Below are 25,586 nucleotides of genomic sequence, written 5' to 3'. Positions count from 1 at the left end.
TCGGAAGCGCTGGTTCCCGAACCGTCCGGCCTTGCCCCGTCCCGCAAAACTTCCCGCCCCCTTCCAGCCGTTCGACCTGCGCCGCGGCCCACCCGTTCCTAAAGTCGGAGCATGACCGCCACCGAAGCCCGGCCCGCGCCGGCCGAGGACCCCGCCCCGCCGCACCGGTTCCTCACCCGCGTACCCGAAGCCTTCGGCGGCTTCTTCGGCGCGCTCGCCGCGCTGTGCGTCCTGCTCGCGTTCGTCCCGCCGCTGCGCAAGCTGCTGCACCCGGCCCTCGACGTCATCGACCTGCTGGTCGTCCCGGTCAGCGCCAACCTCGCGTACGCCGTCTTCGTCTTCCTGCTGGCCGGCGCGACCGCCGCGCGCAAGAAGGTCGCCTGGTGGCTGGTCGTCGTCTACCTGGGGCTGCTGGTCGTCGGGGACTCCCTGGGCGTCGCCTTCGGGGACTACGCCTGGTCCCTGCCCTCGCTGATCATCTGCGGTCTCGCCCTGATCGTCCTGCTCTTCGCCCGCCGCGAGTTCTACGCGGCCTCCCGGCACGGCGCCGTCCGCCGCGCGGCCCTCGTCCTGCTCCTCGGCCTCGGCCTCGCGATCCTCGCCGGCTGGGGACTGGTCGAACTGTTCCCCGGCACCCTCCACCAGGGCGACCGGCTGGCCTGGGCCGCCGACCGGGTCCTCGGCGGACTCGTCTCCGGCGGCACCTTCAGCGGCCGGCCGCCGCGCGTGCTGTTCTTCCTCCTCGGCCTCTTCGGCGCCCTCGCCCTCCTCAACGCCGCCGCCACCATGTTCCGCAGCCAGCGCATGGAAGCGGCCCTGCACGAGGACGAGGAGGCCCGCGTCCGCGCCCTCCTCAAGCGCTACGGCGCCCAGGACTCCCTCGGCTACTTCGCCACCCGCCGCGACAAGGCCGTCGTCTTCTCGCCCACCGGCAAAGCCGCCGTCACCTACCGCGTCGAGACCGGCGTCTGCCTCGCCAGCGGCGACCCCGTGGGCGACCGCGAGGCCTGGCCGCACGCCATCGCCGCCTGGCTGGAGACCGCCCGCCGGCACGGCTGGACCCCGGCCGTCATGGGCGCCTCCGAGGACGGCGCCCGCGCCTTCGCCCGCGCCGGGCTCGGCGCGCTGCAACTCGGCGACGAGGCCATCCTCCAGACGGCCGCCTTCGACCTCGGCGGCCGGGACATGCGCGTCACCCGGCAGGCCGTCCACCGCGTCGCCCGCACCGGCGCCACCTGCCGGGTGCGCCGGCACTCCCACTTGAGCGAGGAGGAGATGGAGGAGGTCATCTCGCGCGCCGACGCCTGGCGCGACACCGAGACCGAGCGCGGCTTCTCCATGGCCCTGGACCGGCTCGGCGACCCGGCCGACGGCGACTGCCTCCTCGTCGAGACCCACGCCGCCGACGGCAGCCTGATCGCCCTGCTGTCCTTCGTCCCCTGGGGACCCGACGGCATCTCCCTCGACCTGATGCGCCGCGACCGGGCCGCCCCCAACGGGGTCATGGAGTTCATGGTCGCCGAACTCTGCGCCGCCGCCCCGAAGTTGGGGGTGCGCCGGATCTCCCTGAACTTCGCCGTCTTCCGCTCGGTCTTCGAGGAGGGCGCCCGCATCGGCGCGGGCCCGGTGCTGCGGCTGTGGCGCCGGCTGCTGCTGTTCTTCTCCAAGTGGTGGCAACTGGAGGCCCTCTACCGTTCCAACGCCAAGTACCGCCCCCAGTGGTACCCCCGCTTCCTCTGCTACGGCGACGCCTCCTCCCTCGCCCGCGTCGGCCTCGCCTCCGGCATCGCCGAGGGCTTCGTCGTCGTCCCCTCCCTGCGCCGCCACCGCTTCAAGCACGCCGTGCGCCCCGCCTCCTCCACCGGCGTCCTGCCGCCCCTGGAGGACCTGATCCCGCCCGCGCCCCGCGAACACGTCCCCGACCAGGTCCGCGTCCGCCGCCGCAAACTCCAGCGGCTGTACGACGCCGGCACCGACCCCTACCCGGTCGGGGTCCCGGCGCCCACGCACGCCCTCGCCGCCGTCCCCGCGCGCGGCACCGTCACCGTCGCCGGCCGGATCCTGCGCGTCCGCGACTTCGGCGGCATCGTCTTCGTCACCCTCCGCGACTGGTCCGGGGACCGCCAACTCGCCTTCACCGCACCGCAGGCGGACGGTTTCCGGGCCGGCACCGACCTCGGCGACCTGATCACCGCCACTGGCGAGGCCGGCGCCAGCGACCGGGGCGAGCCGACCGTCTTCGTCACCGGCTGGCAGCTCACCGGCAAGTGCCTGCACCCCCTGCCCGACAAGCGGCGCGGCCTCACCGACCCCGAGGCCAAGGTCCGTATGCGCGCCCTCGACCTCGTCACCAGCCCCGCCGCCCGCGACACCGTCCGCATCCGCTCCACGGCCGTCCAGGCGCTGCGCCAGGGCCTGCTGGAGCGCGGCTACCTGGAGGTCGAGACCCCGATGCTCCAGCAGATCCACGGCGGCGCCAACGCCCGCCCCTTCACCACCCACATCAACGCCTACGACCTCGACCTCTACCTCCGCATCGCCCCCGAGCTGTACCTCAAGCGGCTCTGCGTCGGCGGCCTGGAGAAGGTCTTCGAGATGGGCCGCACCTTCCGCAACGAGGGCGTCTCCCCGAAGCACAACCCCGAGTTCACGATGCTGGAGGCCTACCAGGCGTACGCCGACTACGACGTCATGCTCGACCTCACCCGCGACCTCATCCAAGGCGCCGCCCGCGCGGCCTTCGGCACCCCCGTCGCCCGCAAGGACGGCCAGGAGTACGACATCTCCGGCGCCTGGCCGGTCAAGACGGTGCACGGGGCGATCTCGGAGGCGCTGGGCGAGGAGATCGACGCGGACACCACCCTGACGAAGCTGCGCCTGCTGTGCGACCGCGCGGGCGTCCCGTACGAGGACGGCCACGGCCGGGGCGACGTCGTCCTGGAGATGTACGAGCGCCTCGTCGAGGAAAGAACCGAACTGCCGACGTTCTACAAGGACTTCCCCACCGACGTCTCGCCCCTGACCCGCCAGCACCGCACCGACCCGCGCCTCGCCGAACGCTGGGACCTGGTCGCCTTCGGCACCGAACTGGGCACCGCCTACTCGGAGTTGACCGACCCGGTGGAGCAGCGCCGGCGGCTCACGGAGCAGTCCCTGAAGGCGGCCGGCGGCGACCCCGAGGCGATGGAGCTGGACGAGGACTTCCTGACCACCCTGGCGTACGCGATGCCCCCGACGGGCGGGCTCGGCATCGGGGTGGACCGGCTGGTGATGTTCCTGACGGGGCTGACGATCAGAGAGACCCTGCCGTTCCCGCTGGTGCGGCGCAGATGAGCGGGACTGCTACGCCGTCCGCTGATCGGAAAAGCCCTCCGATGCCCCGGTTGCTTCGGCCGCCCGGGTGGAAACGCGCCTCCGCCCAGGTGTCCTGAGGGTGCGTCGGGGGTCCGGTGGGCGACTGATGAGTCATGCAGAAGGATCAGTTGTTCACTCGGCGTCGGTTGCTCGGTCTCGGAGCCGCTCTGGCGGGGGCCGGGGCAGTGGGCGGAGCACTCGCCTGGGACGGCGGAGAAACGGTTGCCCGCCCCACCGCGGGCGCCCCCGCCCGGCAGCTCCCCCTGAAGCCCTCCGCCTACCGGCTCCAGCCGCTCACCGGATACGGCCCGCCCGCCGCCCCGGCCCCCCGGCTCGCGGTGCGCAGCAGACCCATCCTCGAGATGCCGGGCCACGGCAAGACGATGGTGCTGACCTTCGACGACGGACCCGACCCCCGCTACACCCCGGGCATCCTCGACACCCTCGCCGAGTACGACGTGCGCGCGATGTTCTTCGTGTGCGGCGAGATGGCCGTCGACAACCAGGACCTCCTGGGCCGGATGGCCGACGCGGGCCACATCGTCGGCAACCACACCTGGTCCCACCCCCTCCTCACCCGCATGGACCGGGCGGACATCCGCTCGGAGATGGTCCGCACCAGCGCCGTCATCAAACAGGGCTACGGCGAGAACCCCCGCTGGTTCAGGGCCCCCTACGGCGCCTGGAACCGGGCCGCGTTCCAGCTCGGCGCGCAGCTGGGCATGGAGCCCCTCGCGTGGACCGTCGACACCCTCGACTGGACGACCCCCGGCACCGGCACGATCGTCAGCCGGGTCGAGAACGGCGCGGGACCCGGCGTCGTCGTCCTCTCCCACGACGCCGGCGGCAACCGCTCCCAGAGCGTGAAAGCCCTGCGCCGCTATCTGCCCGAACTCATCGACTCCGGATACCACATCACCGTCCCCCGGCGGAAATACGCCTGAGGAACAGGGAAATCCCGTCCGGCCGGGGTCCGTTCAGCGGACCTCGGCCAGGCGGGCGAAAGCGACCACGTTCCCGTCGTAACCGTGCGCCTTCGAGAAACCGCCGCCGCAGGTGATGACCCGCAGTTCCGGGGCGCCTTTCGAGGCGTAGACGCGGTCGCCGGGGAAGTTCTTCTTCTCGAAGACCTCGATGCCGTAGATCTCGAAAACGGCCGTCTTTCCGTCTTTGCGGGAGACCTCGACGCGGTTTCCCTTTTTCAGCGCGCCGAGTCCGTAGAAGACGGCCGGGCCCTGGCGGTTGTCCACATGGCCGACGACGACCGCGGTGCCCTTCTCGCCGGGGGAGACCCCGCCGGTGAACCAGCCCGCGAGGTTCGGGTCCTCCGGCGGCGGCGCGTCCACCCAGCCCTGCGCGTCGAGACCGACCGGCACGACCGGGGCGTCGACGCGGATCGCCGGGATACGGACCCGCTCGGCCACCGAGAACGGCAGCGGGGCGGGCGCCTTGGCGAAGACACTGCCCGTGAGGCCGTTCGTGCGGCCGTCGGACGCGGCAGCGGCGGCGGGCTGCGGCGGGCCGGTGTCGAATTCCCCCGAACCATTGCGCATCAGCGCGAGACCGGTCAGCAGCACCAGCGCTATCACCCCCCACGGAGCGCGCTTTCTCGGCCGCCCCTCCTCTTCCTCTTCCGCCGTGCCGGAGAATCCGTGACCCGACATTCGCCATCCCCTTTCGGCACGGCCGTCGCCGCGTCTCGGCCGCGCATACGGCAAACGCTAGAACGCGGCCGGGAAACCGGCGACGGGGCGGCGGCGAACGGGTGGCCGCCGCGCGTGAGAACACCCCGTCCGGGCGGAGGGGTGCGCCATCCGAGTCGGCCCGGCGAGGAAATTTATGACGGTCCGTGACCTGCGGTGATATCCCGTCAGATGATATTCGCCCGGCGTGTCGGCTCACCGGTACGGACCAGTCCCGAAATGCGGGCGCGGGCACGGCAACTGAGGGTCGTGCACGGGAGGTGTCTCTCGCCGACAGACCGGGGACGGGCCCCGGGGCGCCTTCCGCGGAGGAAAGATGCGAACCACTCGCGCCCTGGCGGCCTCGGCCGCCGCGTGCGCCGTCCTCGGGCTCACCGCCCCGACGGCGGCAGCCTGGACCGATCCGACCGGAGTGATTGCCTCGCCGAGCGTCATCTCCCGCGGCGGACAGCTCACCCTCACCGTCAACGGCGGCGGCGACAACGCCTGCACGAGCCCGGGCAGCTCGGTCAGCTCCCGGGCCTTCCCGACCACCAACCTCATCTCGATGGGCCGCAACACGTCCACCGCGAGAGTGCGGATCCACCCCTTCACCGAGGCCGGCTCCTACCCCGTCACCGTCACCTGCGAGGGCCGCACCCGGACCTTCCCCGGCGTCTTCACCGTCCTCGGCGGGGTCCGCGGCGGCCTCGGCGGCTCCACCTCCTCCGGGGCCACCCCGACCGACGTCGCCATCGGCGGCGGGCTCGTCGCGGCGGCCGTCGTCGGCGGCGGGGTCTTCTGGATGCGGCGGCGGGCGGAGCGCCGCATTTAAAGCGTTTTAAGTGGTCTTAAAGCGCTTTAAACGGCCTTCGGCCCGGGTCCCCTGAGGGGCCCGGGCCGAAAGCTGTGCCGGTCAGCCGCCGTTCTCGCCCGCGCGGCGGCGGGAGAAGTGGTAGGCGGCGCCGATCGAACCGGCGATGAGCGCGGCGCCGAGGCCGAGCTCCTTGAGGTCGAACCCGCCGATCGTGCCGCCCTCGCCGGCGTGCACCCCGCGGTCGCGCGGATACAGGTACTGGTTGTCGGAGCGTGGATAGCCGTTGTCGTGCCCGTTGTCGTGGCCGTTGTCATGCCCGTCGCCGCGGTCCGGGACGCGGCCGTTGGCGATGGTCAGCGCGGCGCTCCCGCTGTCTCCGCCGTTGCAGGTGAACGTCACCCGGTACACCGCGCCGGCCCGGGCGTCCCAGTCGACGGTCGCCGTCGCCTGGGAGCGGTCCGGGCCGATGCGCACGGTGTCGAAGACCCCGGAGGACACGATCACCGTCCCGCTGCAATTGCCGTTGCTCCGTTCCACCGAGAGCGTGACCTGGCCGCCGGCCGCGATCGTCGACGGCTGTGCCCGGAAACCGAAGCGGTTGTCGTGGTCGCCGGCCCAGGCGGCCGGCGTGGAGCAGACGAGGGCACCCGCGGCCAGCGCGGCGGCCGAGACGACGCGTATCGCGCGCATGGTCAATCCTCCGGTCCCCGAGGAGCAGCCGCGGACCTTTTCCGCCGGTGAGTGAAATGCACCTCGATGACCGAAACGCTAGGAACAGGTGTGCGTACGCGCGATCGCTGATCGTGCGAATGGGGCATGACTGTGGGCCGCTCAGGGGACGCCGGCGGCGTGTCTGAGCGGCCGTCAGGCTCCGGGGACGCTAGCTCCGGGCGTTCGGGAAGAAGTGCAGGAACGGGTCCGCGCTCGCCGTGATGCCCCGGCTGTAGGGGGCGTCGAAGTCCCAGATCAGGAAGAGCAGGAACGCGATCAGGGCGGAGAACAGGGCGGCGAGGATCAGCTCGCGCGGACTGCGGCCGATCTGGAGCGCGAACACCATCCCGATGGTCACGATCCCGCCGCCGATCAGGCCGAACCACACCACCCCCGGCATCGTCGGCGACACCGAGTCCGCGCGGGACGTCCGCGCCTGGTCCAGGGCCGTGAGCTGGTCCAGGAGCGGCTGGTAGGCCTGCGCCTGGAAGTCCGTCCTCGGCTGGTAGTCCGTGACGTCCGCGCGCAGCTTCTCCAGCAGGGTGTCCGCCTTCGCGGTCATCTCGCCCTTGTCCTTCATCGTCCGCCACTCGACGGTGACGACCTGGTGGACGTACGCGTCGACGTCGGCGCGGATCAGGTCGCGGGCGTCGGCCGGGTAGACCCGCACCCGCTCCGAGATCTCGTGCAGCGCCTGCGCCTCCGCCTGGATGTGGTCCGACGCGGAGCTGCGGCCCTCCCAGACGCCGGCGATCGCCAGGCCCAGGACGATGGCGTACACGACGCCGATCCACATCGTCATGTACTCGATGACGTCCGGCGTCTCGTCGGCGTCCTCGGGCTGCGCGTGCTCGGCCGACTTGCGGTTGCGCAGCAGCGTCAGAACGACGACCACCGCGCAGACGGCGAGCATCACGAGGGTCAGATCAAGCCATTCCGGCAAGGAAGCCTCCTTCGGTTCGGCACTAGCGCGGACGCAGTGCGGCGACGGCGATGACCGCGGGGGCGGTGATGAGCAGCACGTAGGTGACCGGGGAGGTCGTGCTACGGGGCTGCCGCTTGGGTTTGGAGGGGGAGTGGTACGCCGGGTAGTGGACCGGGGCGGCACTCGGGGTGGGGGTAGGGGTCGGGGTAGGGGTGGGCGTGGGGGTCGGCGTCGGGGGTGGTGGGGGCTGCGGTGGGGGGACGGCCCGGGCGGGCGGGGCCGGGGCGGGGGCCGGGGGCGGTGGTTTCGGGGTCGGCTCGGGAGCCGGGGTGGGGGTCGGGACCGGCTTCGGGGGTGGCTTCGGGGTCGGGGTGGGGGTCGGTTTCGGGGGTGGGGTCGGAGTGGGGGTCGGGGTGGGTGTGGGGGTCGGTGTGGGGGTCGGCTCCGGGCAGGGCGGTGGCGGCGTCGGGCAGGGCCACGTGGGCCAAGGGGTGGGCCAGGTGGCCGGTTTCCCGGCGGTCACCTTGACGGCGGCCGTCTTTCCGCCGGCCACCGCCACCGCGAGGCCGCCGGAGCCGGTCGACGCGTACGCGCACGCGTCGGCGCGCGCGACCCCGGCGGGCGCGCCGACGAGCAGCCAGGCCGCGGTCACCACACCCAACACCCGTACGGTGAGGGCGATTCGGGTCGGTTCGGGTCCATGCACGACGCAGATCATCAGCCTTCACACCCCGGCGTACGCCCCGATTGGATGATGATTGCCTCGAACGGGGGAACTTCGCCCGCAACCGGTTTGACCTGCGCGCGAGGGGGTGCGTGACCCCTGCCACTCCCGCCGCGAACCACAGCCGCCCGAAAGTTTTTTGTGCGTACGTTGAACACAACTCCCGTCCCCGTGCGTACCCAGTGCCGTGCGGCGGCGCAGCAGGGCGCTGCGACAGCCTTGTGAATTCGGGGAGTTGACGATGAACACCTCCTGGCGGAGCGCCTCACTCGTGGCGAGCGCTGTGGCCGTGATGGCGCTGACGTCGGCGTGCGGTCAGGAAACCGGTTCGGCCGCGAGCCAGAACGTCGGGGCCACGGCCCCGGCCGCGACCGGCGGCCTCACCGGCGGCGTGGGCACCGGCGGTTACGGCGGTGTCGGCGCGGGCGTCGGCGCCAGCCCCAGCGAGAGCGGCACCGGCACCGGCGCCCAGTCGACCGGCAAGGCCGGTGAACTCGCCGTCGCCGTCAACGCGGAGCTCGGCAAGCTCGTCACCGACAGCGCGGGGCGCACCCTCTACCGCTTCGACGCCGACACCGCGGAGCCCCCGAAGTCGAACTGCGACGGCGACTGCGCGACGGCCTGGCCGCCGGTCGCGGCGGACGACGCCTCCGCCGGCGACGGCATCGACAAGTCGCTGCTCGGTGAGGTCACCCGCACCGACGGCACCAAACAGCTGACGATCGGCGGCTGGCCCGCGTACTACTACGCCAAGGACGCCAAGGCCGGGGACATCGCGGGCCAGGGCGTCGGCAACAAGTGGTTCGCGCTCGCCCCCGACGGCAAGAAGGCCAAGCTCACGGACCTGCCCGGACTCTCGGTCCGCAAGGACGCGAACCTGGGCAACATCGTCGTCGACAAGAACGGCATGACGGTCTACCGGTTCCTCAAGGACAAGGCGTGGCCGAAGCCGGTGTCGAACTGCACGGGCGCCTGCCTGGAGAAGTGGCCGGTCGTCGCGCCCGTCGAGTTCAACGACACCAAGGACATCCCGGAGAAGGGCTACATGAACTTCACCCGGCCCGACGGCGCGCGTCAGCAGACCCTCAACTGCTCGCCGATCTACACCTTCTCGGGTGACAAGGAGCCCGGCGACATCAACGGCCAGGGCGTCGGCGGGACGTGGTACGCCGTGGCGCCCGACGGGAAGCTGGTGGGCGCGCCCGGCCAGTGACCTGGCCTCAACTCCTGACGCCGACCGCCCCCTTCGCACCTGTGGAGGGGGCGGCGCCGTTTCCGCGCCTACCATGCGGTCCGCCGGTGCGTATCGCCCAGGTCCACCGAAGTCAACCGACACTGACCGGGAACGGACCGTGAATTTCCGTTTCCGCTCGTTCTTTTGGCGGGTGATCAGTAGCCTCAGCTCGAACACCGGATCGTCCGACGCGGGGGAGAGAGACAGATGCAGCGTTCCGCCTGGGCGCCCAGGAGCATCGACATCTCGGTGCCCAGCGTCGCGCGCATCCACGACTTCTACCTCGGCGGCGCGCACAACTTCGCCGCCGACCGGGCCACCGCCCGCGAGGCCCTGGCCCACGCCCCGGGGCTGCCCCGACTCGCCCAGCAGGGGCGGGCGTTCATGCGCCGGGCCGTCGCCCACGCGAGCGAGCGCGGCATCACCCAGTTCCTCGACATCGGCTCCGGCATCCCCGTCACCGGCGGCGTCCGCGAGACCGCCCGGCGACTGTGCCCGGGCGCCCGCGTCGTCCACGTCGACCACGACCCGGTGGCCGTCAGCCACGGCCGCGCCGCCCTCGCCGGGGACACGCTCGCGGCCTGCGTCCGGGGCGATCTGCGCCACCCCGAGGAACTCCTCGCCGACCCCGAGATCCGCGCCGTCCTCGACCCCGACCGGCCGGTCGCCCTCCTGTTGATTGGGATACTGCACTTCGTGGCGGACGAGGACGACCCGTACGGGGCGGTGGCGAGGCTGCGGGACGCGCTGGCGCCCGGCAGCGTGCTCGCGCTCTCGCACGCCTCGGCGGAAGGGGCGGGCTCCGACGGCGTGGCCCGCGTGTACGCGAACATCCGCAACCCGCTGATCCTGCGCTCGCGCGACGCCATCGCGCGGTTCTTCGAGGGGTACGACATGGTGCAACCGGGACTGGTGCCGATGCCGCGCTGGCGGCCACCGGCGGGCGCGGACGACGAGGACGCGCTGCCGCCCGGCGCCTTCGCCGGCGTGGGGACCACGGCGTGACGGGCGCACCGGACAGCCCCGAGGACAGAGTCCGCCGCTTCGCGACGATCTGGAGCCGCGCCGTCTACCCGGCCACCTCCACGTCCCTGACCCGCACCGAGTTCGAGGCCCAGCTCCTCCCGCTCGCCCAGCGGCTGCGGACGGCGCTGCTGTCGCGCGGCTTCGACGCCGCCGAGGCCAGAGCGGTCGGCGCGGCCCTGGTCGGCGCGCACTGCACCGACCCCGAGGCCCTCGCCCAGGCCCTGGACTGCGTCGACGCCTACCTGGTCCTGTACTGCGGCGACGACAGCCCGCCCGAGAAGCTGCGCACCCGCTGCTCACGCCTCCAGCACGCGATGGCCGCCGGCTACGCGCACGCCCTGCGCGAACGCACCCTCACCGAGCAAGAGGCCATCGCCCAGGCCGCGTTGCAGGCCCAGGGCGTCGTCGCGCAGGCGCTGCACGCGAGCGAGGCCCGCTTCCGCGCGGTCTTCGAGGGCGCCGCCATAGGCATCTGGATCGCCGACCTCGACGGCAACGTCCTGGAGGTCAACGGCGCCCTGACCCGCATGTTCGGCGGCTCCGAGCAGACCGTGCGGGGCCGCAACGTCCAGGAGTGGACGCACGCCGAGGACGCCCCGCAGGTGTGGAAGCTCCACGAGGAACTGGTCCGCGGCGAACGCGAGCACTACCACACCGAAAAGGCGTACTACCGGCCTGACGGAACGGTCCTGTGGACCAACCTCACGGTGTCCCTGCTGCGCGACGCCGACGACCGGCCCCGCTACCAGCTGGCCCTCATGGAGGACACCACCGAACGCCGGCTGCTCAACCTGCGGCTGCGCTACGAGGCCACCCACGACGCGCTCACCGGACTGCCCAACCGCACCCTGTTCTTCGAACGCCTGGAGAAGGTCCTGGCCGCGGGCGACGAACGCCGCTACGGCCTGTGCTACCTCGACCTCGACGGCTTCAAGACCATCAACGACAGCCTCGGCCACGCCGCCGGCGACCGCCTCCTCGTCGAGATCGCCGACCGCCTCCAGTCCTGCGCGACGGCGCCCGGCGAGATGGTCGCCCGGCTCGGCGGCGACGAGTTCGTCGCCCTCACCACCGGACCGCAGGCCCCGCACGAGGTCGACGAACTTGCCGCGCGCATCATGAACGCCCTGGTCGCGCCGGTCCGCATCGAGGGCCGCGAGCTGACCGTGCGCGGCTCCATCGGCATCGTCGAGGGCAAGGCGGGCGAGCGCAGCGCCGCCGAGGTGCTGCGCTCCGCCGACATCACGATGTACCGCGCCAAGTCGGCCGGCGGCGGCCGGTTCGAGCTGGCCGACGCCGAGGCCGACGCCCGCGCGATCACCCGGCACGGCCTGACGACCGCGCTCCCGGCGGCACTCGAGCGCGACGAGTTCTTCATCGAGTACCAGCCGCTGGTCCACCTCGGCGACGGCAGCGTGCGCGGCGCCGAGGCCCTGGTGCGCTGGCTGCATCCGCAGCACGGCGTCCTCGGCCCCGACCGCTTCATCCCGCTCGCCGAGCACACCGGCCTCATCGTCCCGCTCGGCCGCTGGGTCCTGGAGCAGTCCGTACGGCAGGCCCGCGCCTGGCGAGAACGCGACGCCGGCTGCGGCCCGCTGCGCATCAACGTCAACCTCTCGCCCTGCCAGCTCACTCATCCGGGTCTGGTGCAGGACACCGTCGAGATCCTGGAGCGCATCGGCGTCACCCCGGACGCGCTCTGCCTGGAGGTCACCGAGTCCGCGCTCATCGGCGCCGACGACGACCTGCTGAAACCGCTGCGCCAACTCGCCGAGATGGGCGTCGACATCGCCCTCGACGACTTCGGCACCGGCTACTCCAACCTCGCCAACCTCCGCCGCCTCCCGGTCAACGTCCTCAAACTGGACCGCTCGTTCACCCAGGGCATGCAGCAGTACCCCGCCGACCCGGTCGACCTGAAGATCGTCGAGGGCATCGTCACGCTCGCCCACAGCCTCGACCTCAAGGTCACCGTCGAGGGCGTCGAGACGGGCGCGCAGGCGGAGCAGCTGCGGCTGCTGGGCTGCGACACGGCACAGGGCTGGTACTACGCGCGCCCCGGCCCGCCGGAGCGGCTGCACCAGCTGGCGCTGGCGGACAGCCCCAGCTGAGGTCAGCGCTCCAGGAGCATCCGCTGGAGCTCCCTGGCCGCCCGGGGCGGAGCCACGTCACTGCGGTGCGCCAGCGCGATCGTGCGCGACAGCCCCGGCCGTGCCAGCGGTGTCACGCGCAGCCCGTGGCCGGAGCGGGCGGCGACCATACGGGGGACGACGGCGACGCCGAGCCCGGCGCGGACGAAGCCGAGGACCGCGTCCATCTCGCCGCCCTCGACGGCGAACCCGGGCTCGAAACCGGCCGAACGGCAGGCGGCGACGGTCAGTTCACGCAGGTCGTAGCCGTGCCGGAACATCACAAGGCGCTCGCTCGCGAGGTCGGCGACGCGTACGGTCCGCCGGCCGCCGCCCGGGCGGGGCGCCTCCGAGGAGGAGACCACCACCAGGTCCTCGCGCAGCAGCTCCACGGTCGTCAGGGCGGGCGCCGGGGCCGGCAGCGGCAGGACGACCAGCGCGAGGTCGAGGGCGCCCCGGGCCAGCTCGCGGATCAGATCGTGCGAACCGCCCTCCTCGATCAGCAGCCGTACACCCGGATAGCGGTCGTGGAAGGCGCGCAGCACGTCCGGCAGCAGACCCGTGCACAGGCTCGGGGTCGCGCCCAGCCGGACCCGGCCGCCCCTGAGCTGGACCAGCTCCTGGACCTCGTACCGGGCGGTCTCCGCGTCCGCGAGGATGCGGCGGGCCAGCGGGAGGAGGGCCTCGCCCGCGTCGGTGAGGGTGATGTTGCCCCGGGCGCGCTGGAAGAGATCGGCGCCCAGCTCCCGTTCCAGCGCCCTGATCTGCTGGGACAGGGAGGGCTGGGCGACGTGGACGGTCTCGGCGGCGCGGGTGAAGTGCCGGGTCTCGGCGACCGCGACGAAGTACTGGAGCTGCTGGAACTGCATGTGCTCACGATAGGCCCCGGCTATGGAATCAAGCCGGACCATGTCTTGGACCGATGGGGCCGACCGGCCCTAGCGTTCTGACCATGGCTCTGGCAACGCGGACGGACCGACGGCCGTCGATGGCGCGCACCGTGTGGGACTCCACCGTCGGCAAGAAGACGGTGATGGCCGTCAGCGGCCTGATCATGCTGGGCTACCTGGTCGTGCACATGCTCGGCAACCTGAAGATCTTCTTCGGGGCCGGCGAGTTCGACCACTACGCCCACTGGCTGCGCACGATCGGCGAGCCGTTCATGCACTACGAGTGGACGCTGTGGGTGGTCCGCGTCGTGCTCGTCGTCGCCGTGCTCGCCCACGCGACCTCCGCCTACCAGCTCAGCCGCCGCGACCTCAAGGCCCGGCCGAGCAAGTACGCGCACGTCAAACGCAGGGCGAGCTACGCGACGCGGACCATGCGGTGGGGCGGGGTCATCCTCGCCCTGTTCATCGTCTGGCACCTCCTCGACCTGACGACCGGCACGGTCCACCCGGACTTCCGGCCCGGCCACCCGTACCAGAACGTCGTGGACACCTTCTCCACCTGGTACGGCAACGTCATCTACATCACCGCCATGCTCGCGCTCGGCCTGCATGTCCGGCACGGGTTCTGGGCCGCCGCCCAGACCCTCGGCGCCGGCAGCCGCAGCCGCGACCGCTTCCTGAAGACCACGGCGAACGTACTCGCCCTGCTGCTCACGGCCGGTTTCATCGCCGTCCCCGTGGGCGTGATGACCGGAGTGGTGAGCTGACCATGACCTCCTTCGCGCACTACACCACCGGCGCACCGCTCGCCGACGCCAAGGCCCCGGCGGGGCCGATCGCCGAACGCTGGGACACCCGCCGCTTCGAGGCGAAACTCGTCAACCCCGCCAACCGCCGCAAGCACACGGTGATCGTCGTCGGCACCGGCCTCGCGGGCGGCTCCGCCGGCGCGACCCTCGCCGAACAGGGCTACCACGTCGTCCAGTTCTGCTACCAGGACTCCCCGCGCCGCGCCCACTCCATCGCCGCGCAAGGCGGCATCAACGCGGCGAAGAACTACCGCAACGACGGCGACTCCGTCCACCGACTCTTCTACGACACCGTCAAGGGCGGCGACTTCAGGGCCCGCGAGTCCAACGTCCACCGCCTGGCGCAGATCTCGGTCGAGATCATCGACCAGTGCGTGGCCCAGGGCGTCCCCTTCGCCCGCGAGTACGGCGGCCTCCTCGACACCCGCTCCTTCGGCGGCGTCCAGGTCTCCCGCACCTTCTACGCGCGCGGACAGACCGGCCAGCAACTGCTGTTGGGCGCGTATCAGGCACTCAGCAGGCAGATCGCGGCGGGGAACGTGGAGATGCATCCGCGCACCGAGATGCTCGACCTGATCGTCGTCGACGGACGGGCGCGCGGGATCGTCGCCCGGGATCTGATCAGCGGCCGGGTGCGGACGTACTTCGCCGACGCCGTCGTCCTCGCCAGCGGCGGGTACGGGAACGTCTTCTATCTGTCGACGAACGCGATGAACTCCAACGCGACGGCCGTCTGGCGGGCGCACCGGCGCGGGGCCTACTTCGCGAACCCCTGCTTCACGCAGATCCATCCGACGTGCATCCCGCGCACCGGGGACCACCAGTCCAAACTCACCCTGATGAGCGAGTCGTTGCGCAACGACGGGCGGATCTGGGTGCCCAAGGCCAAGGGGGACACGCGGCCGGCTCACCGCATCCCCGAGGCCGAGCGGGACTACTACCTGGAGCGGATCTACCCGTCGTTCGGCAACCTCGTCCCCCGCGACATCGCCTCCCGCGCCGCGAAGAACGTCTGCGACGAGGGCAAGGGAGTCGGCCCCGGCGGACAGGGCGTCTACCTCGACTTCGCCGACGCCATAAAACGCATGGGCCGCAAGGCGGTTGAAGCGAAATACGGGAACCTCTTCGACATGTACCAGCGGATCACCGACGAGGATCCGTACGAGGTCCCGATGCGGATCTACCCGGCCGTCCACTACACGATGGGCGGACTCTGGGTCGACTACGACCTCCAGACCACCGTGCCCGGCCTGTTCGCGATCGGCGAGGCCAACTTCTCCGACCACGGGGCGAACCGGCTCGGCGCCTCCGCGCTGATGCAGGGGCTCGCGGACGGGTACTTCGTACTGCCGGCCACCATCAACGACTACCTCGCCCGCCACCCGCGCCAGGACGAGGTGACCGACGAACACCCGGTCGTCCAGGAGGTGTTGGCGGAGACCGAGGACCGGCTGAACCTGCTGCTCTCGGTCGACGGGGACCGCACCCCGGACTCCTTCCACCGCGAACTCGGGGAACTGATGTGGGAGTTCTGCGGGATGGCCCGCACGGACACCGGGCTGCGCAAGGCACTTGAGCGGATCCCGCAGATCCGCGAGGAGTTCTGGCGGCGCATCAAAGTCCCGGGCACCGGCGAGGAGTTCAACCAGTCGCTGGAGAAGGCCAACCGGATCGTCGACTACCTCGAACTCGCCGAGCTGATGTGCCTCGACGCACTCCACCGCGCCGAGTCCTGCGGCGGCCACTTCCGCGAGGAGTCCCAGACCCCGGACGGCGAAGCGGCCCGCCGCGACGAGGAGTTCGGCTACGCGGCGGCCTGGGAGTTCACGGCCACCGGCGAGGCGCCCGCCCTGCACAAGGAAGACCTGGTCTTCGAGTACGTCCACCCCACCCAGCGGAGCTACGCATGAGGCTCACCCTGCGCGTCTGGCGCCAGCGCGACCCCGACACCGACGGCGCCATAGCGACCTACGAGATCGACTCGGTCTCGCCCGACATGTCGTTCCTCGAAATGCTCGACACCCTCAACGAGGAACTCATCCTGCGCGGCGAGGACCCGGTCGCCTTCGACCACGACTGCCGCGAGGGCATCTGCGGCGCCTGCTCGCTCGTCATCAACGGCGACGCCCACGGGCCCGAGCGGACCACCACCTGCCAGCTGCACATGCGGTCCTTCCGCGACGGCGACACCATCGACGTCGAGCCGTGGCGGGCCGCCGCGTTCCCCGTCATCAAGGACCTGGTGGTCGACCGGTCCGCCTTCGACCGGATCATCCAGGCCGGCGGGTACATCACCGCCCCGACCGGCGCCGCACCTGAGGCCCACGCGACGCCCGTACCGAAACCGGACGCCGACTTCGCCTTCGAGCACGCGGAGTGCATCGGGTGCGGGGCGTGCGTGGCGGCCTGTCCGAACGGGGCGGCGATGCTGTTCACCTCGGCGAAGGTGAACCATCTGAACGTCCTGCCGCAGGGGGCGCCTGAGCGGGAGACGCGGGTGCTGGACATGGTGGCGCAGATGGACGCGGAGGGGTTCGGGGGGTGCACGCTGGCGGGGGAGTGTGCGACGGCTTGTCCTAAGGGGATTCCGTTGGTGTCGATCACGGGGATGAACAGGGAGTGGTTGCGGGCGGTTAGGGGGGTGGGGAAGCGGTGAGGGGGGAGTTTGCTGGGGGGTGATGGGGGGTGATGGGGGCGAATGGGTTCGCCGGAGTGTCGGGGGGCGAACGGGTTTGCCGGGGTGACGGGGGCTCTGGGGGGTGGCGGGGTGACGGGGGGCGAATGGGTTCGCCGGGGTGACGGGGGCGGCGAGCGGGAGAGTTTGCCGAGAGGCGGCGGGGCGGTGGAGGAATTCGCCGAGATATAGGGAAGCGTTCGCCGTAAAGGTGCGAACGGGCGGGGCCGGGAGTGGTGCTCATCTCCGGCCCCGTCTGGTTTTCCCGGCCCGCTTTCCTGCTTGTGCTCCGCCGGGGACCGACGGATTCCGGCCGCCCGGTTCCCGCCGTTCAGCAAGCTCACATCCCCGCTCCTGAAGCCGGTCACGTACACGTCAGCCGCCATCGGAAGAACAGTTCCGGCGGCACCGCTCGCCGCCTGTCGACCGCACCAGGAGAGAGCCATGACCGGCGTTTCCACGCTCGACCGTCCCCAGCAGCACGCGGCCCCCGTCCGCTACACCGTCAGCCTGGCCCGCACCGAGGACGACGTACGGGCCGCCCAGCGGCTGCGGCACGACGTGTTCGCCGGCGAGATGGGCGCGCTCCTCAGCACCGCCGAGACCGGCCTCGACGCCGACGCCTTCGACGCCTACTGCGACCACCTGCTGGTCCGCGAGGAGTTCAGCGGCCAGGTCGTCGGCACCTACCGCCTCCTCCCGCCCGAGCGCGCGGCCGTCGCGGGCCGCCTGTACTCCGAGAGTGAGTTCGACCTCTCCCCGCTCGCCGCGATCCGCCCCGGCCTCGTCGAGGTCGGCCGCTCCTGCGTCCACCCCGACCACCGCGACGGCGCCGTCATCAGCCTCATCTGGGCCGGTATCGCCCGCTACATGATCGACGGCGGCCACGAGTGGCTGGCCGGCTGCTGCTCCGTCCCGCTCGCCGACGGGGGCGCGCTCGCGGCGGCGACCTGGGAGCGGGTGCAGGGGAAGCACTTGGCGCCGGAGGAGATGCGGGTGCGTCCGCTGCTGCCCTGGGTCCCCAAGGAGACCGCCACCCCGACCGGTACGCCCGCCGCCCGCACCGAGCTGCCCGCCCTGCTGCGCGGCTACCTCCGCCTGGGCGCGTGGGTCTGCGGGGCGCCGGCCCACGACCCCGACTTCGGTGTCGCGGACCTCTACGTCCTCCTGTCGATGCGCCGCGTGAACGCCCGCTACCTCCGCCACTTCCTCTCCCTCGCCCCCACCACCCGATGAGCACCTGGCTGCCGGCCGCTCCCTGCACTCCGGGGGCGTGTGTGGATACGGCGGGGGGTGCGCGGGTGCGGGGGGTGGTGCGGTTGGCTGGGGTGGTGGGGTTGATGCTGATCGCCGTCGCGGTGGCGTTCGTGGTCGCGGGGGTGGGGTGGCTTGGGGGGCGGGGGGTTCGTGAGGGGGGTCGGGGGCGCGGCTTTATGGGGTTTCGGGTGCGGGAGGGGGGTGCGCGGCTGGGGGGAGAGGGGGGTGGCTCGGGGTTGCGGGCGGGGGAGGGGCGTTCGGGCTTGGGGGTACGGGAGGGGAACTCGGGGTCGCAGGCGGGGGAGGGGCGTTCGGGCCTGCGGGTATGGGAGGGGCACTCGGGGTTGGGGGTACGGGAGGGCGGCTCGGGCCGGTTCCCGGTCGCCGTTGCTCGATTGGGGGCGCGCCGGTTTCCCAGTGCCGTTGCTCGGCCGGGCTCGCGCAGGTTCCGGGCCGTTGTTGCTCGGCGGGGCTCGGGTCGGTTCCCCAGGGCTGTTGCCTGGCCGGGCTCGCGTCGGTTCCGGGCCGTCGTTGCTCGGTGGGGCTCGGGCCGGTTCTCGGGTGTCGTCGCCTGGCGGGGCTTGGGCCGGTTCCTGGGGGCCGTCGCCTGGCGGGGCTCGCGTCGGTTTCCGGCCCCCGTCGCCTGGCAGGGGTCGCGTTGGTTCCGTGTCGCCGTCGCCTGGTGGTGCCGCACGCTCGTACGGGCCGCCGGGATGCGGGTGCGGATCTCCGGGCAGGCGCCTCAGGACGGTGGTGTTCTGGTCGTCGGCAATCACATCTCGTGGCTCGACATCCCGTTGCTGGCCGCCGTACGGCCCGCGCGGATGCTGGCCAAGCGGGAGATCCGGGACTGGCCGGTCGCGGGGCCGATCGCCGCGCGGGCGGCGCTGTTCATCGACCGGGACCGGCTGCGCGCGCTGCCCGGCACGGTCGCGGAGATCGCCGGGGCGCTGCGTGCGGGGCAGGCGGTGGCCGTCTTCCCCGAGGGCAGCACCTGGTGCGGACGCGAACAGGGCCACTACCGGAGGGCCGTGTTCCAGGCGGCGCTGGATGCGGGGGTGCCGGTGCAGCCGGTCCGCATCCGCTACCGAACCCTCGACGGAGCGGCCAGCACCGCACCCGCTTTCGTCGGCGACGACTCCCTCCTCACGTCGGTGTGGCGGGTCGTCACCGCGCGCCGGTTGGTGGCGGAGGTGGAGGTGCTGCCGCTGGTCGACGCGGGGGAGTACGCGGACCGCAAGTCGCTGGCGCGGGCTGCGGAGAGTGGGGCGGTTTAGGAGGGAGGGGCTGGCGCGGGTGGCTTGAGGCCGGGTCGGTTTAGGAGGGGGGCTGGTGTGGGCTGCTGGGACAGGCTGGTCTAGGGAGGGGCTGGCGCGGGCCGCTGAGGACAGGCTGGCTTAGGGGTGGGGCTGGCGCGGGGTGTTGAGGCCGGGGCGCTGTAGGGAGGGGTCGGCTCGGGGTGGTGCTGGTTGGGGAGGTGCTCTCCGAGCCGGAGATGGGCGGCTGCTGGAGCCCCGGGGTGGCTGGGGGCGACGGTTTCCGGGCGCCCGGTGCCGGATGGGGAGGCGTTCTTCGAGCCGGAGGTGGGCGGTTGCTGGAGCCAGAGGTAGCCGGGGTGACGGTTTCTGGGCGCTGGGCGCTGGGCGCTGGGCGCTGGGCGGGGGCACGGGCGCCGGGGTGGGCTCGCGGGCGCCCCTCTGAGCCGGGGTGGCGCTCTCTGAGCGGGCCTGATTGAGGCGCTGGGCGGCGTCATGGCGTTCCCCGGGCCCGAATCCGTTCCGGGCGGGGGCAGGCGAAGGCATCGGCGGGTCTGAATCTGTTCCGGGCGGGGCGGGCGAAGCCGTCGGCGGGTCCGAATCCGTTCAGAGCGGAAGCGGGCGAAGATGTCGGCGAGCTCCAATCCGTTTTGAGCCGGGGTGGCGCTTTCTGGGCTGGGCCTGATTGAGGCGCTGGGCGGCGTCATGGCGTTCCCCGGGCTCGAATCCCTTCCGCGCTGGAGTGGCCGAGGGTGTCGGCGGGCCCGAATCCCCTCCGCGCGGGAGTGGCCGAAGGCGCCGGTGCGCCCGAATCTGTTCCGGGTGGGAGCAGTTGAGGGCGTCGGCGAGCCCGAATCCCCTCCCGGCAGGGGTAGTTGAGGGAAGCTAGTGGAATCATGGCGCTCCCTGGGGCGATCGAGGGGAGCGTGTATGGCTGCCGTGTTGGTGACCGGAGGCAGCGGATTCGTTGCCGCGCATCTTGTGCGGCGGTTGTTGGAGCGCGGGTACGACGCCCATGCCACCGTACGCAGCCTCGCGGACCCCGTGAAGACGGCGCCGTTGCGGGCGCTGGGTGAGCAACACCCGGGGCGGCTGCGGCTGTTCGAGGCGGAGTTGTTGGCCGAGGGCTCCTTTGACGCCGCGATGGAGGGGTGCGTGACCGTCTTCCATGTCGCCTCGCCCTTTCTGATGCCGGAGCGGATCAAGGACAGGTACCGGGACGTCGTCGAGCCCGCGCTGAGCGGAACGCGCAATGTGTGCGCGGCAGTTGAGCGGACCCGGAGTGTCGAGACGCTGGTCTTCACCTCTACCGTCGGCGCGATCTTCGGGGACTACTCGGACGTCGACGCGATGGAGGGCCGGGTGCTGTCCGAGCGGTACGTCAACACGAGCAGCACCGTCGCCAACAACCCCTACCACTACGCGAAAACGATCGCCGAACAGTCGGCCTGGGACGCGGCGGCCGGCCAGGACCGCTGGCGCATGGTGGCCGTCAACCCCGGCCTGATCCTGGGCCCTTCCCTCACCCCGGCCTCCGCCTCCGGCAGCCTTTTCCTCCTCGACGAACTGTTCAAGGGCTACTTCTTCTACGGCGCACCGGACTTCAGCTTCACCACGGTCGACGTCCGCGACGTCGCCGACGCGCACATCGCCGCCGCCGAGCACCCCGACGCGCACGGCCGGTACATCCTGGCCGCGCGGGAGATGACGTCGTTCCACCAGATGGCGGGCATCCTGCGCACCCGCTTCCCGAAAGACCACCGCCTGCCCCGAACAGCCCTGCCCCACTGGCCCGTTCGCATCCTGGGCCCCGCGTTCGGACTGAGCCAGGACTACATCCGGCGGCACCTCGGCATCAGATTCACGGTCGACAACCGGCGCAGCGTCGAGGAGTTGGGCATCACCTACCGTCCGCTCGAGGAAACCCTGACCGACCACTACCAGGCATGGCGCCACCGCCCCCGATGACCGCCGCCAGCCGCCGGTACGACTCCAGCAGCGCCGCCCGGTCGTACGTACTGGTCGTCACCAGCACCTCCTGCGCCCCCGTCTCCTTCAGCAGCCGCTCCAGGCCGTCGGCCACCTGCTCCTCGGTGCCGGCGAGCTGTCCGGTCAGCGCGTCGGCGTAGAAGCCGCGCTGCCGGGCCGTCATCGGGCGGGCCTCCGCATCTTCGGCGGGCGGGAGGGGCGGGAACGCGCCGTGCGTACGGGAGTACGCCATCGACCAGGCCTCCGGGACCAGGATCCGCCGGGCGGCCTCGGGGGTGGCGGCGACGGCGACCGTCCCGGAGACGACGACGTACGGCTCCGCCGCCCAGGGGGAGGGGCGGAAGGCGGAGCGGTACTCGTCGATGCCGCGCAGCATCTTCTCCGGGTTGCGCAGATCCCCGATGACCATCGGCAGCCCCGCGCGGGCCGCGATCCGGGCGCCCTCGCCCATGGCCAGCACGAACGGCGGCACGCTGAGCCCTTCGGCGGGGCGGGCACGGACGCCGGTCGGCGACGTCCCCCGGAACCAGCCCAGCAGCTCCTCCAACTGTGCCGCGAAGTCCTCGGCGTCCCCCTTGTCGTGTCCCAGCGCCCTGCGCACCCCGTCCGTGAACCCCACCGACCGGCCGAGCCCCATGTCTATACGCCCCGGGAACAGCGACTCCAGCACCCCGAACTGCTCGGCGACCACCAGCGGGCGGTGGTTGGGCAGCATCACCCCGCCCGTCCCCACCCTGATCCTCCGCGTCGCCCCCGCGACGGCCGCCGCCAGCACCGTCGGAGCCGAGCCGGCGACTCCGGGCACCCCATGGTGCTCCGACACCCAGAACCGGTGGAACCCCAGCTCTTCCACGGCCCGCGCCAGTGTGACGGTGTCCCGTAGCGCCTGAGAGGGCGGCTCGCCCTCGCGGGTGCGAGAGCGGTCCAGCACGGAGAATCGGGTCTGCGAGATCGACGAGGTCACATTTGTTCCAACGTCCGGGGCGGCGGGAGATTCCCGCGCGGGACCCTGAGATCTTCCCTAAGGGGGACCCTGGGGGGCTTCCTTAGGGGAGGGGGGTGGGCTTTCCCTAGGGGGTGGGGGAGCGGTGTTCAGAGGGCAGGGTGTCTGGTTGGCTGGGTTGGTGGGTCGGTGGGCGCTGGGGTGGCAGATGGCTGGGGTGTTGGGCATTCGGGTACTGGGGCGTCGGGGCGTCGGGGTAGCGAGGTAGCGAGGTAGCGAGGTAGCGGGGCGGCCGTGTGTGAGGGTGCTCGGGGTCTCGGAGTGCGGGGGTGCAGGGGTGCTGGGGCGTCGGGGTGCTCGCGGTCTCGGGGTGCAGGGGCATCCGGGTGCCGGATACCGGATGCCGGGTGTCGAAGTGCTCGGGGTGTTGAGACGCTCGGGGTGCTCCAGATGTTGAGCGCTCGAGGCGTTGAGGTGCTGGGGATGCTGGAGGTGCTGGAGGTGCTCAAGATTCCGAGATGCTCCGGTGCCGAGATGCTCCGGTGCCGGGGTGCCGGGGTGCCGGGGTGCCGGGGTGCCGGGGTGCCGGGGTGCCGGGGTGCTCGGGATGTCCGGCGGGGTGTCAGCCGATCAGCGAGTCCAGTGTGAAGAACGCGTCCGTCCGCCCGTCCAGCAACCGCGTCAGCCCCAGCAGCACCCCCGCCGCCCCGCCGCGCAGATCGGCGCCGTACCGCTGTGGGGCGTGTCTCAGCAGGGCCGGGGCCAGCCGTAGGGCCGCCTCCCGGGCGCGTGGGTCGGCGGTCAGGTCCGCGTGCTCGGCCAGCGCGAACAGGACGCCTGCGCGGCCCGCGTACAGGCCGTTCCCCGAGACCGGCGCGGCCGTACTCGCCGTCACCGCCGCGTCGGTCACCTCGGCCAGATCCCGATCGGCGAGCGGCAGCCAGCGGCTCGCGACGAGCACGAAGCCGGCGCTGCCGCGGTAGAGGGAGGCGGTGCTTTGCAGTGTGCGGGTGCCGTGGGCGGGTGTGTTGCCGGTCGCCGCAGGGTCCGCTGACCGGCCTACGGGCACGCGCGCTGCCGTGCCGGCGCCCCGGCTCACCGTCGGGTCTGCCGCTGTGTCCGCTGACCGGCCTGTCGGCATGCGGGCTGTCGTGCCGACGGCTCGGCCTACCGTTGGGTCCGCCGCCGCGTCTGCTGTCTGGCCGGTTGTCGCGCTCGCCGCCATGTCTGCCGACCGGCTCACCGCCGAGCTTGCCGCAGTGTTTGTTGCCTGGCCCGCTGGAGTGCCTGCCGTCGTGTGCGCCTCCGCGCGGGGCGACGCAAGCCCTTGGCGGGCCGCGCAGTTGTCGTTTGCCGTTGTGTCCGCTGGCCAGTCGGCTCGTGTGCCTGCCGTTGTGCCCGCCTCGGTGTGCGTCCCCGTGCGGAGCCGCGTAAGTCCTTGGCGGGCTGTGTGGTTGGCGTCGGCCGCTGTCCCCGTCCCCGCGCGGAGCGGCGTAAACCCGTGGCGCCCCGCGCGATCGTCGTTTGCTGCCATGTCCGTCGGCTGGCCCGCCGGCGCGCTTGCCGCTGTCCCCGCCTCCGTGTTCGCCTCCGCGCGGTGCATCGCAAGCCCTTGGCAAGCCGCGCGGTCTTCGGCTGTGTTCGCCAGCCGCCCCGCCCGCACTCCCGCCGGCATCCCCGCCTCCGCGCGGAGCAGCGCAAGCCCCCGGTGGGCCGCGTGGGCGTCGTTCAGGAGGTGGTGCAGGTAGTGGTCCAGGAGGGCTACTCCTGTGCGGCCGTGCAGAAAGCCGTCGGCCAGGGTGTCGTCCGTGATGGTCGCGCGTAGTCGGGCGGCGGACGTCAGGTGGGACTCGTCGTGGTCGTGGCGGTACAGCGCCAGGTGGGTCAGGGCGATCCCGGCGGTGCCCTCTGCGAGGGTGGGGTGGTCCCCCAGCGCGGGGTGGTGTTCCGCCGCCGACAGGAGTGTGCGGGCCTCCTCCAGGAGGCCGTGGTCGGCCAGGACCCAGGCGATGCCCGCGTTCCCGGTGTGCAGCCCGGGCGGGGCGTCCGCCGCGAGGGCCAGGCTCTCGGTGCGCATCCGGGCCAGCACCGGCATCCGCGCGGGACGCCCGGCCAGGCGGAGTGCGTGTACGACGCCTGCGGTGCCGTGCGCGAGGCCGTGCGGGTGTGCGGCGCGGGCGCGGGGAAGGGCGGGGAAGAGGTGTTCGCCGTGCGGGTCGGCCGCGGCGAAGAGCGCGTCGGCTGTCGCGTCACGCAACCGGCGCAGCTGTTCCGGGAGGTCGGTCTCGTGTTGGGGGTGGTGGATGTCCGGGGCTGCCTGTCGGTCCACGGGGGTTGCTCTTCCTTCGGGTCGGCGGGTGGGGTCAGCTCGCGAGGGCGAACGCGGCGGCTGGGGTGATCTCGGCGACCCTGACGACGGTGACGGTGACGGCGACGACCTCGACCCTGGCGACGGCGGCCTCGGCGACGCGGGTAATCTCGATGGCCTCGGCTCCGACGGCCCCGGCGGTCTCGGCAGCCCCGGCGGTCCCGGCTCCAGCGGCCTCGACGACGATGACCCCAGCGACGGCGACCCCGACCCCGGTGGCCCCGGCAATCTCGGAGACCTCGCCCCTGATTCCAGCAATCCCGGCGGCTCCGGCAATCTCGGCGGCCCCGGAGACCTCGCCCCTGATGGCTCCGGCGATCTCAGAGGCTCCGGCGGTCTCTACCCTGACGGCTCCAGCGATCCCGGCGGCCCTGGCGGTCTCGACCCCGGCGGCCCCGGCAGTTCCGGCGGTTTCTACCTTGACGGCCTCGGCGATCCTGGCGGCTTCAGCGGTCTTGATTCCGGCGGCCCCAGCAATCCCGGCGGCCCCAGCGGTCTTGTCCCCGACAGCCCCTGCGATCCAGGCACCCCCACCCCCAGCGCCCCCGATCCCAGCGCCCCCGGCGACAGCGTCCCCGCCCCCACCCCCAACAACCTCAACCCCCTCAAACACATCGCCCTCCCCCTCAACACGCGGCACCTACCCCCGCCATCCCTACTCGGTCGAAACGACCCTAGAGCCGCCCCAAGCCCCCTGACCTCGCCCTCCCGGATGACCAGCACCTCTAACCGGAGATAGAGCCCCCCTCCTCCCACCGCCCGAGGCGACCCGCCGTGCCCGGGCTATAGCTTGACGAC

General features: G+C 72.2%; 20 protein-coding genes. 12 read left to right on the top strand and 8 right to left on the bottom strand.

Annotated features, from left to right (window positions below; all coding sequences use genetic code 11):
• Positions 1 to 111: 111 nt before the first annotated feature.
• On the top strand, positions 112 to 3,333 hold the full coding sequence (lysX, locus tag ACYUD3_RS12815; RefSeq protein WP_470968222.1) for a bifunctional lysylphosphatidylglycerol synthetase/lysine--tRNA ligase LysX: 3,222 nt from the start codon (positions 112 to 114) through the stop codon (positions 3,331 to 3,333).
• 134 nt (positions 3,334 to 3,467) lie between these two features.
• Positions 3,468 to 4,298 carry a polysaccharide deacetylase family protein gene (locus ACYUD3_RS12810; RefSeq protein ID WP_470968220.1) on the top strand — a complete coding sequence of 277 codons (831 nt, stop codon included), beginning with the start codon at positions 3,468 to 3,470 and terminating at the stop codon, positions 4,296 to 4,298.
• Between the two features lie 33 nt (positions 4,299 to 4,331).
• Here the strand turns inward: ACYUD3_RS12810 and ACYUD3_RS12805 are convergent, their stop codons facing one another.
• Positions 4,332 to 5,018, bottom strand: coding sequence for a class F sortase (locus ACYUD3_RS12805; protein WP_470968217.1), 687 nt, complete (start codon positions 5,016 to 5,018; stop codon positions 4,332 to 4,334).
• A 355-nt stretch (positions 5,019 to 5,373) separates the two neighbouring features.
• Here ACYUD3_RS12805 and ACYUD3_RS12800 point away from each other — a divergent pair, with 355 nt between their 5' ends.
• Positions 5,374 to 5,871, top strand: coding sequence for a hypothetical protein (locus tag ACYUD3_RS12800; RefSeq protein ID WP_470968215.1), 498 nt, complete (start codon positions 5,374 to 5,376; stop codon positions 5,869 to 5,871).
• Between the two features lie 81 nt (positions 5,872 to 5,952).
• Here ACYUD3_RS12800 and ACYUD3_RS12795 read toward each other — a convergent pair whose 3' ends face one another.
• The 3 genes from ACYUD3_RS12795 to ACYUD3_RS12785 form a co-directional block, all read right to left on the bottom strand.
• Positions 5,953 to 6,543, bottom strand: coding sequence for a hypothetical protein (locus tag ACYUD3_RS12795; protein WP_470968212.1), 591 nt, complete (start codon positions 6,541 to 6,543; stop codon positions 5,953 to 5,955).
• Between the two features lie 190 nt (positions 6,544 to 6,733).
• On the bottom strand, positions 6,734 to 7,507 hold the full coding sequence (locus ACYUD3_RS12790; RefSeq protein WP_470968210.1) for a bestrophin-like domain: 774 nt from the start codon (positions 7,505 to 7,507) through the stop codon (positions 6,734 to 6,736).
• Between the two features lie 22 nt (positions 7,508 to 7,529).
• Complete coding sequence (locus ACYUD3_RS12785) at positions 7,530 to 8,195, bottom strand: hypothetical protein (RefSeq protein ID WP_470968208.1); 666 nt, start codon at positions 8,193 to 8,195, stop codon at positions 7,530 to 7,532.
• A 259-nt stretch (positions 8,196 to 8,454) separates the two neighbouring features.
• On the opposite strand from ACYUD3_RS12785, the gene ACYUD3_RS12780 reads away from it, so the two are divergent.
• From ACYUD3_RS12780 to ACYUD3_RS12770, 3 genes are all read left to right on the top strand, one after another.
• A complete protein-coding gene (locus ACYUD3_RS12780; RefSeq protein ID WP_470968205.1) occupies positions 8,455 to 9,426 on the top strand; it encodes an SCO0930 family lipoprotein in 972 nt (323 codons plus the stop codon).
• A gap of 228 nt (positions 9,427 to 9,654) precedes the next feature.
• A complete protein-coding gene (locus tag ACYUD3_RS12775) occupies positions 9,655 to 10,452 on the top strand; it encodes an SAM-dependent methyltransferase (protein WP_470968203.1) in 798 nt (265 codons plus the stop codon).
• Complete coding sequence (locus ACYUD3_RS12770; protein WP_470968200.1) at positions 10,449 to 12,584, top strand: putative bifunctional diguanylate cyclase/phosphodiesterase; 2,136 nt, start codon at positions 10,449 to 10,451, stop codon at positions 12,582 to 12,584. Before ACYUD3_RS12775 ends, ACYUD3_RS12770 begins: the two co-directional genes overlap by 4 nt.
• Before the next feature lie 2 nt (positions 12,585 to 12,586).
• Here ACYUD3_RS12770 and ACYUD3_RS12765 read toward each other — a convergent pair whose 3' ends face one another.
• On the bottom strand, positions 12,587 to 13,471 hold the full coding sequence (locus tag ACYUD3_RS12765) for a LysR family transcriptional regulator (RefSeq protein WP_470968198.1): 885 nt from the start codon (positions 13,469 to 13,471) through the stop codon (positions 12,587 to 12,589).
• Positions 13,472 to 13,590: 119 nt separating this feature from the next.
• Here ACYUD3_RS12765 and ACYUD3_RS12760 point away from each other — a divergent pair, with 119 nt between their 5' ends.
• The 6 genes from ACYUD3_RS12760 to ACYUD3_RS12735 all read left to right on the top strand — a co-directional run bounded on the left by ACYUD3_RS12760 (position 13,591) and on the right by ACYUD3_RS12735 (position 21,456).
• Positions 13,591 to 14,259, top strand: coding sequence for a succinate dehydrogenase (locus ACYUD3_RS12760; protein WP_470968515.1), 669 nt, complete (start codon positions 13,591 to 13,593; stop codon positions 14,257 to 14,259).
• A 2-nt stretch (positions 14,260 to 14,261) separates the two neighbouring features.
• The gene (locus ACYUD3_RS12755; protein ID WP_470968195.1) at positions 14,262 to 16,211 is read left to right on the top strand and encodes a fumarate reductase/succinate dehydrogenase flavoprotein subunit; all 1,950 of its coding nucleotides are present in this window, start codon (positions 14,262 to 14,264) and stop codon (positions 16,209 to 16,211) included.
• Complete coding sequence (locus ACYUD3_RS12750) at positions 16,208 to 16,957, top strand: succinate dehydrogenase/fumarate reductase iron-sulfur subunit (RefSeq protein ID WP_470968193.1); 750 nt, start codon at positions 16,208 to 16,210, stop codon at positions 16,955 to 16,957. Before ACYUD3_RS12755 ends, ACYUD3_RS12750 begins: the two co-directional genes overlap by 4 nt.
• 462 nt (positions 16,958 to 17,419) lie before the next feature.
• Positions 17,420 to 18,211, top strand: a complete 792-nt coding sequence (locus tag ACYUD3_RS12745; protein WP_470968190.1) for a GNAT family N-acetyltransferase — start codon at positions 17,420 to 17,422, stop codon at positions 18,209 to 18,211.
• Between the two features lie 602 nt (positions 18,212 to 18,813).
• Positions 18,814 to 19,509 carry a lysophospholipid acyltransferase family protein gene (locus ACYUD3_RS12740; protein WP_470968188.1) on the top strand — a complete coding sequence of 232 codons (696 nt, stop codon included), beginning with the start codon at positions 18,814 to 18,816 and terminating at the stop codon, positions 19,507 to 19,509.
• Positions 19,510 to 20,418: 909 nt separating this feature from the next.
• Entirely contained in the window at positions 20,419 to 21,456 is a 1,038-nt protein-coding gene (locus tag ACYUD3_RS12735; protein WP_470968185.1) for an NAD-dependent epimerase/dehydratase family protein, read from the top strand.
• Here the strand turns inward: ACYUD3_RS12735 and ACYUD3_RS12730 are convergent.
• From ACYUD3_RS12730 to ACYUD3_RS12720, 3 genes are all read right to left on the bottom strand, one after another.
• Entirely contained in the window at positions 21,389 to 22,441 is a 1,053-nt protein-coding gene (locus tag ACYUD3_RS12730; RefSeq protein WP_470968182.1) for an LLM class flavin-dependent oxidoreductase, read from the bottom strand. The genes ACYUD3_RS12735 and ACYUD3_RS12730 overlap by 68 nt on opposite strands.
• A gap of 601 nt (positions 22,442 to 23,042) precedes the next feature.
• Positions 23,043 to 24,749 (bottom strand): lanthionine synthetase LanC family protein, encoded by a 1,707-nt coding sequence (locus ACYUD3_RS12725; RefSeq protein WP_470968180.1) that lies wholly within the window; start codon positions 24,747 to 24,749, stop codon positions 23,043 to 23,045.
• Positions 24,750 to 24,783: 34 nt separating this feature from the next.
• Complete coding sequence (locus ACYUD3_RS12720) at positions 24,784 to 25,428, bottom strand: hypothetical protein (protein ID WP_470968177.1); 645 nt, start codon at positions 25,426 to 25,428, stop codon at positions 24,784 to 24,786.
• Positions 25,429 to 25,586: the final 158 nt, after the last annotated feature.

Source organism: Streptomyces sp. AMJ-169 (genome assembly GCF_055597585.1).
The sequence above is the reverse complement of the archived record's forward strand: the minus strand, read 5'-3'. Positions and strand labels throughout refer to the sequence as shown.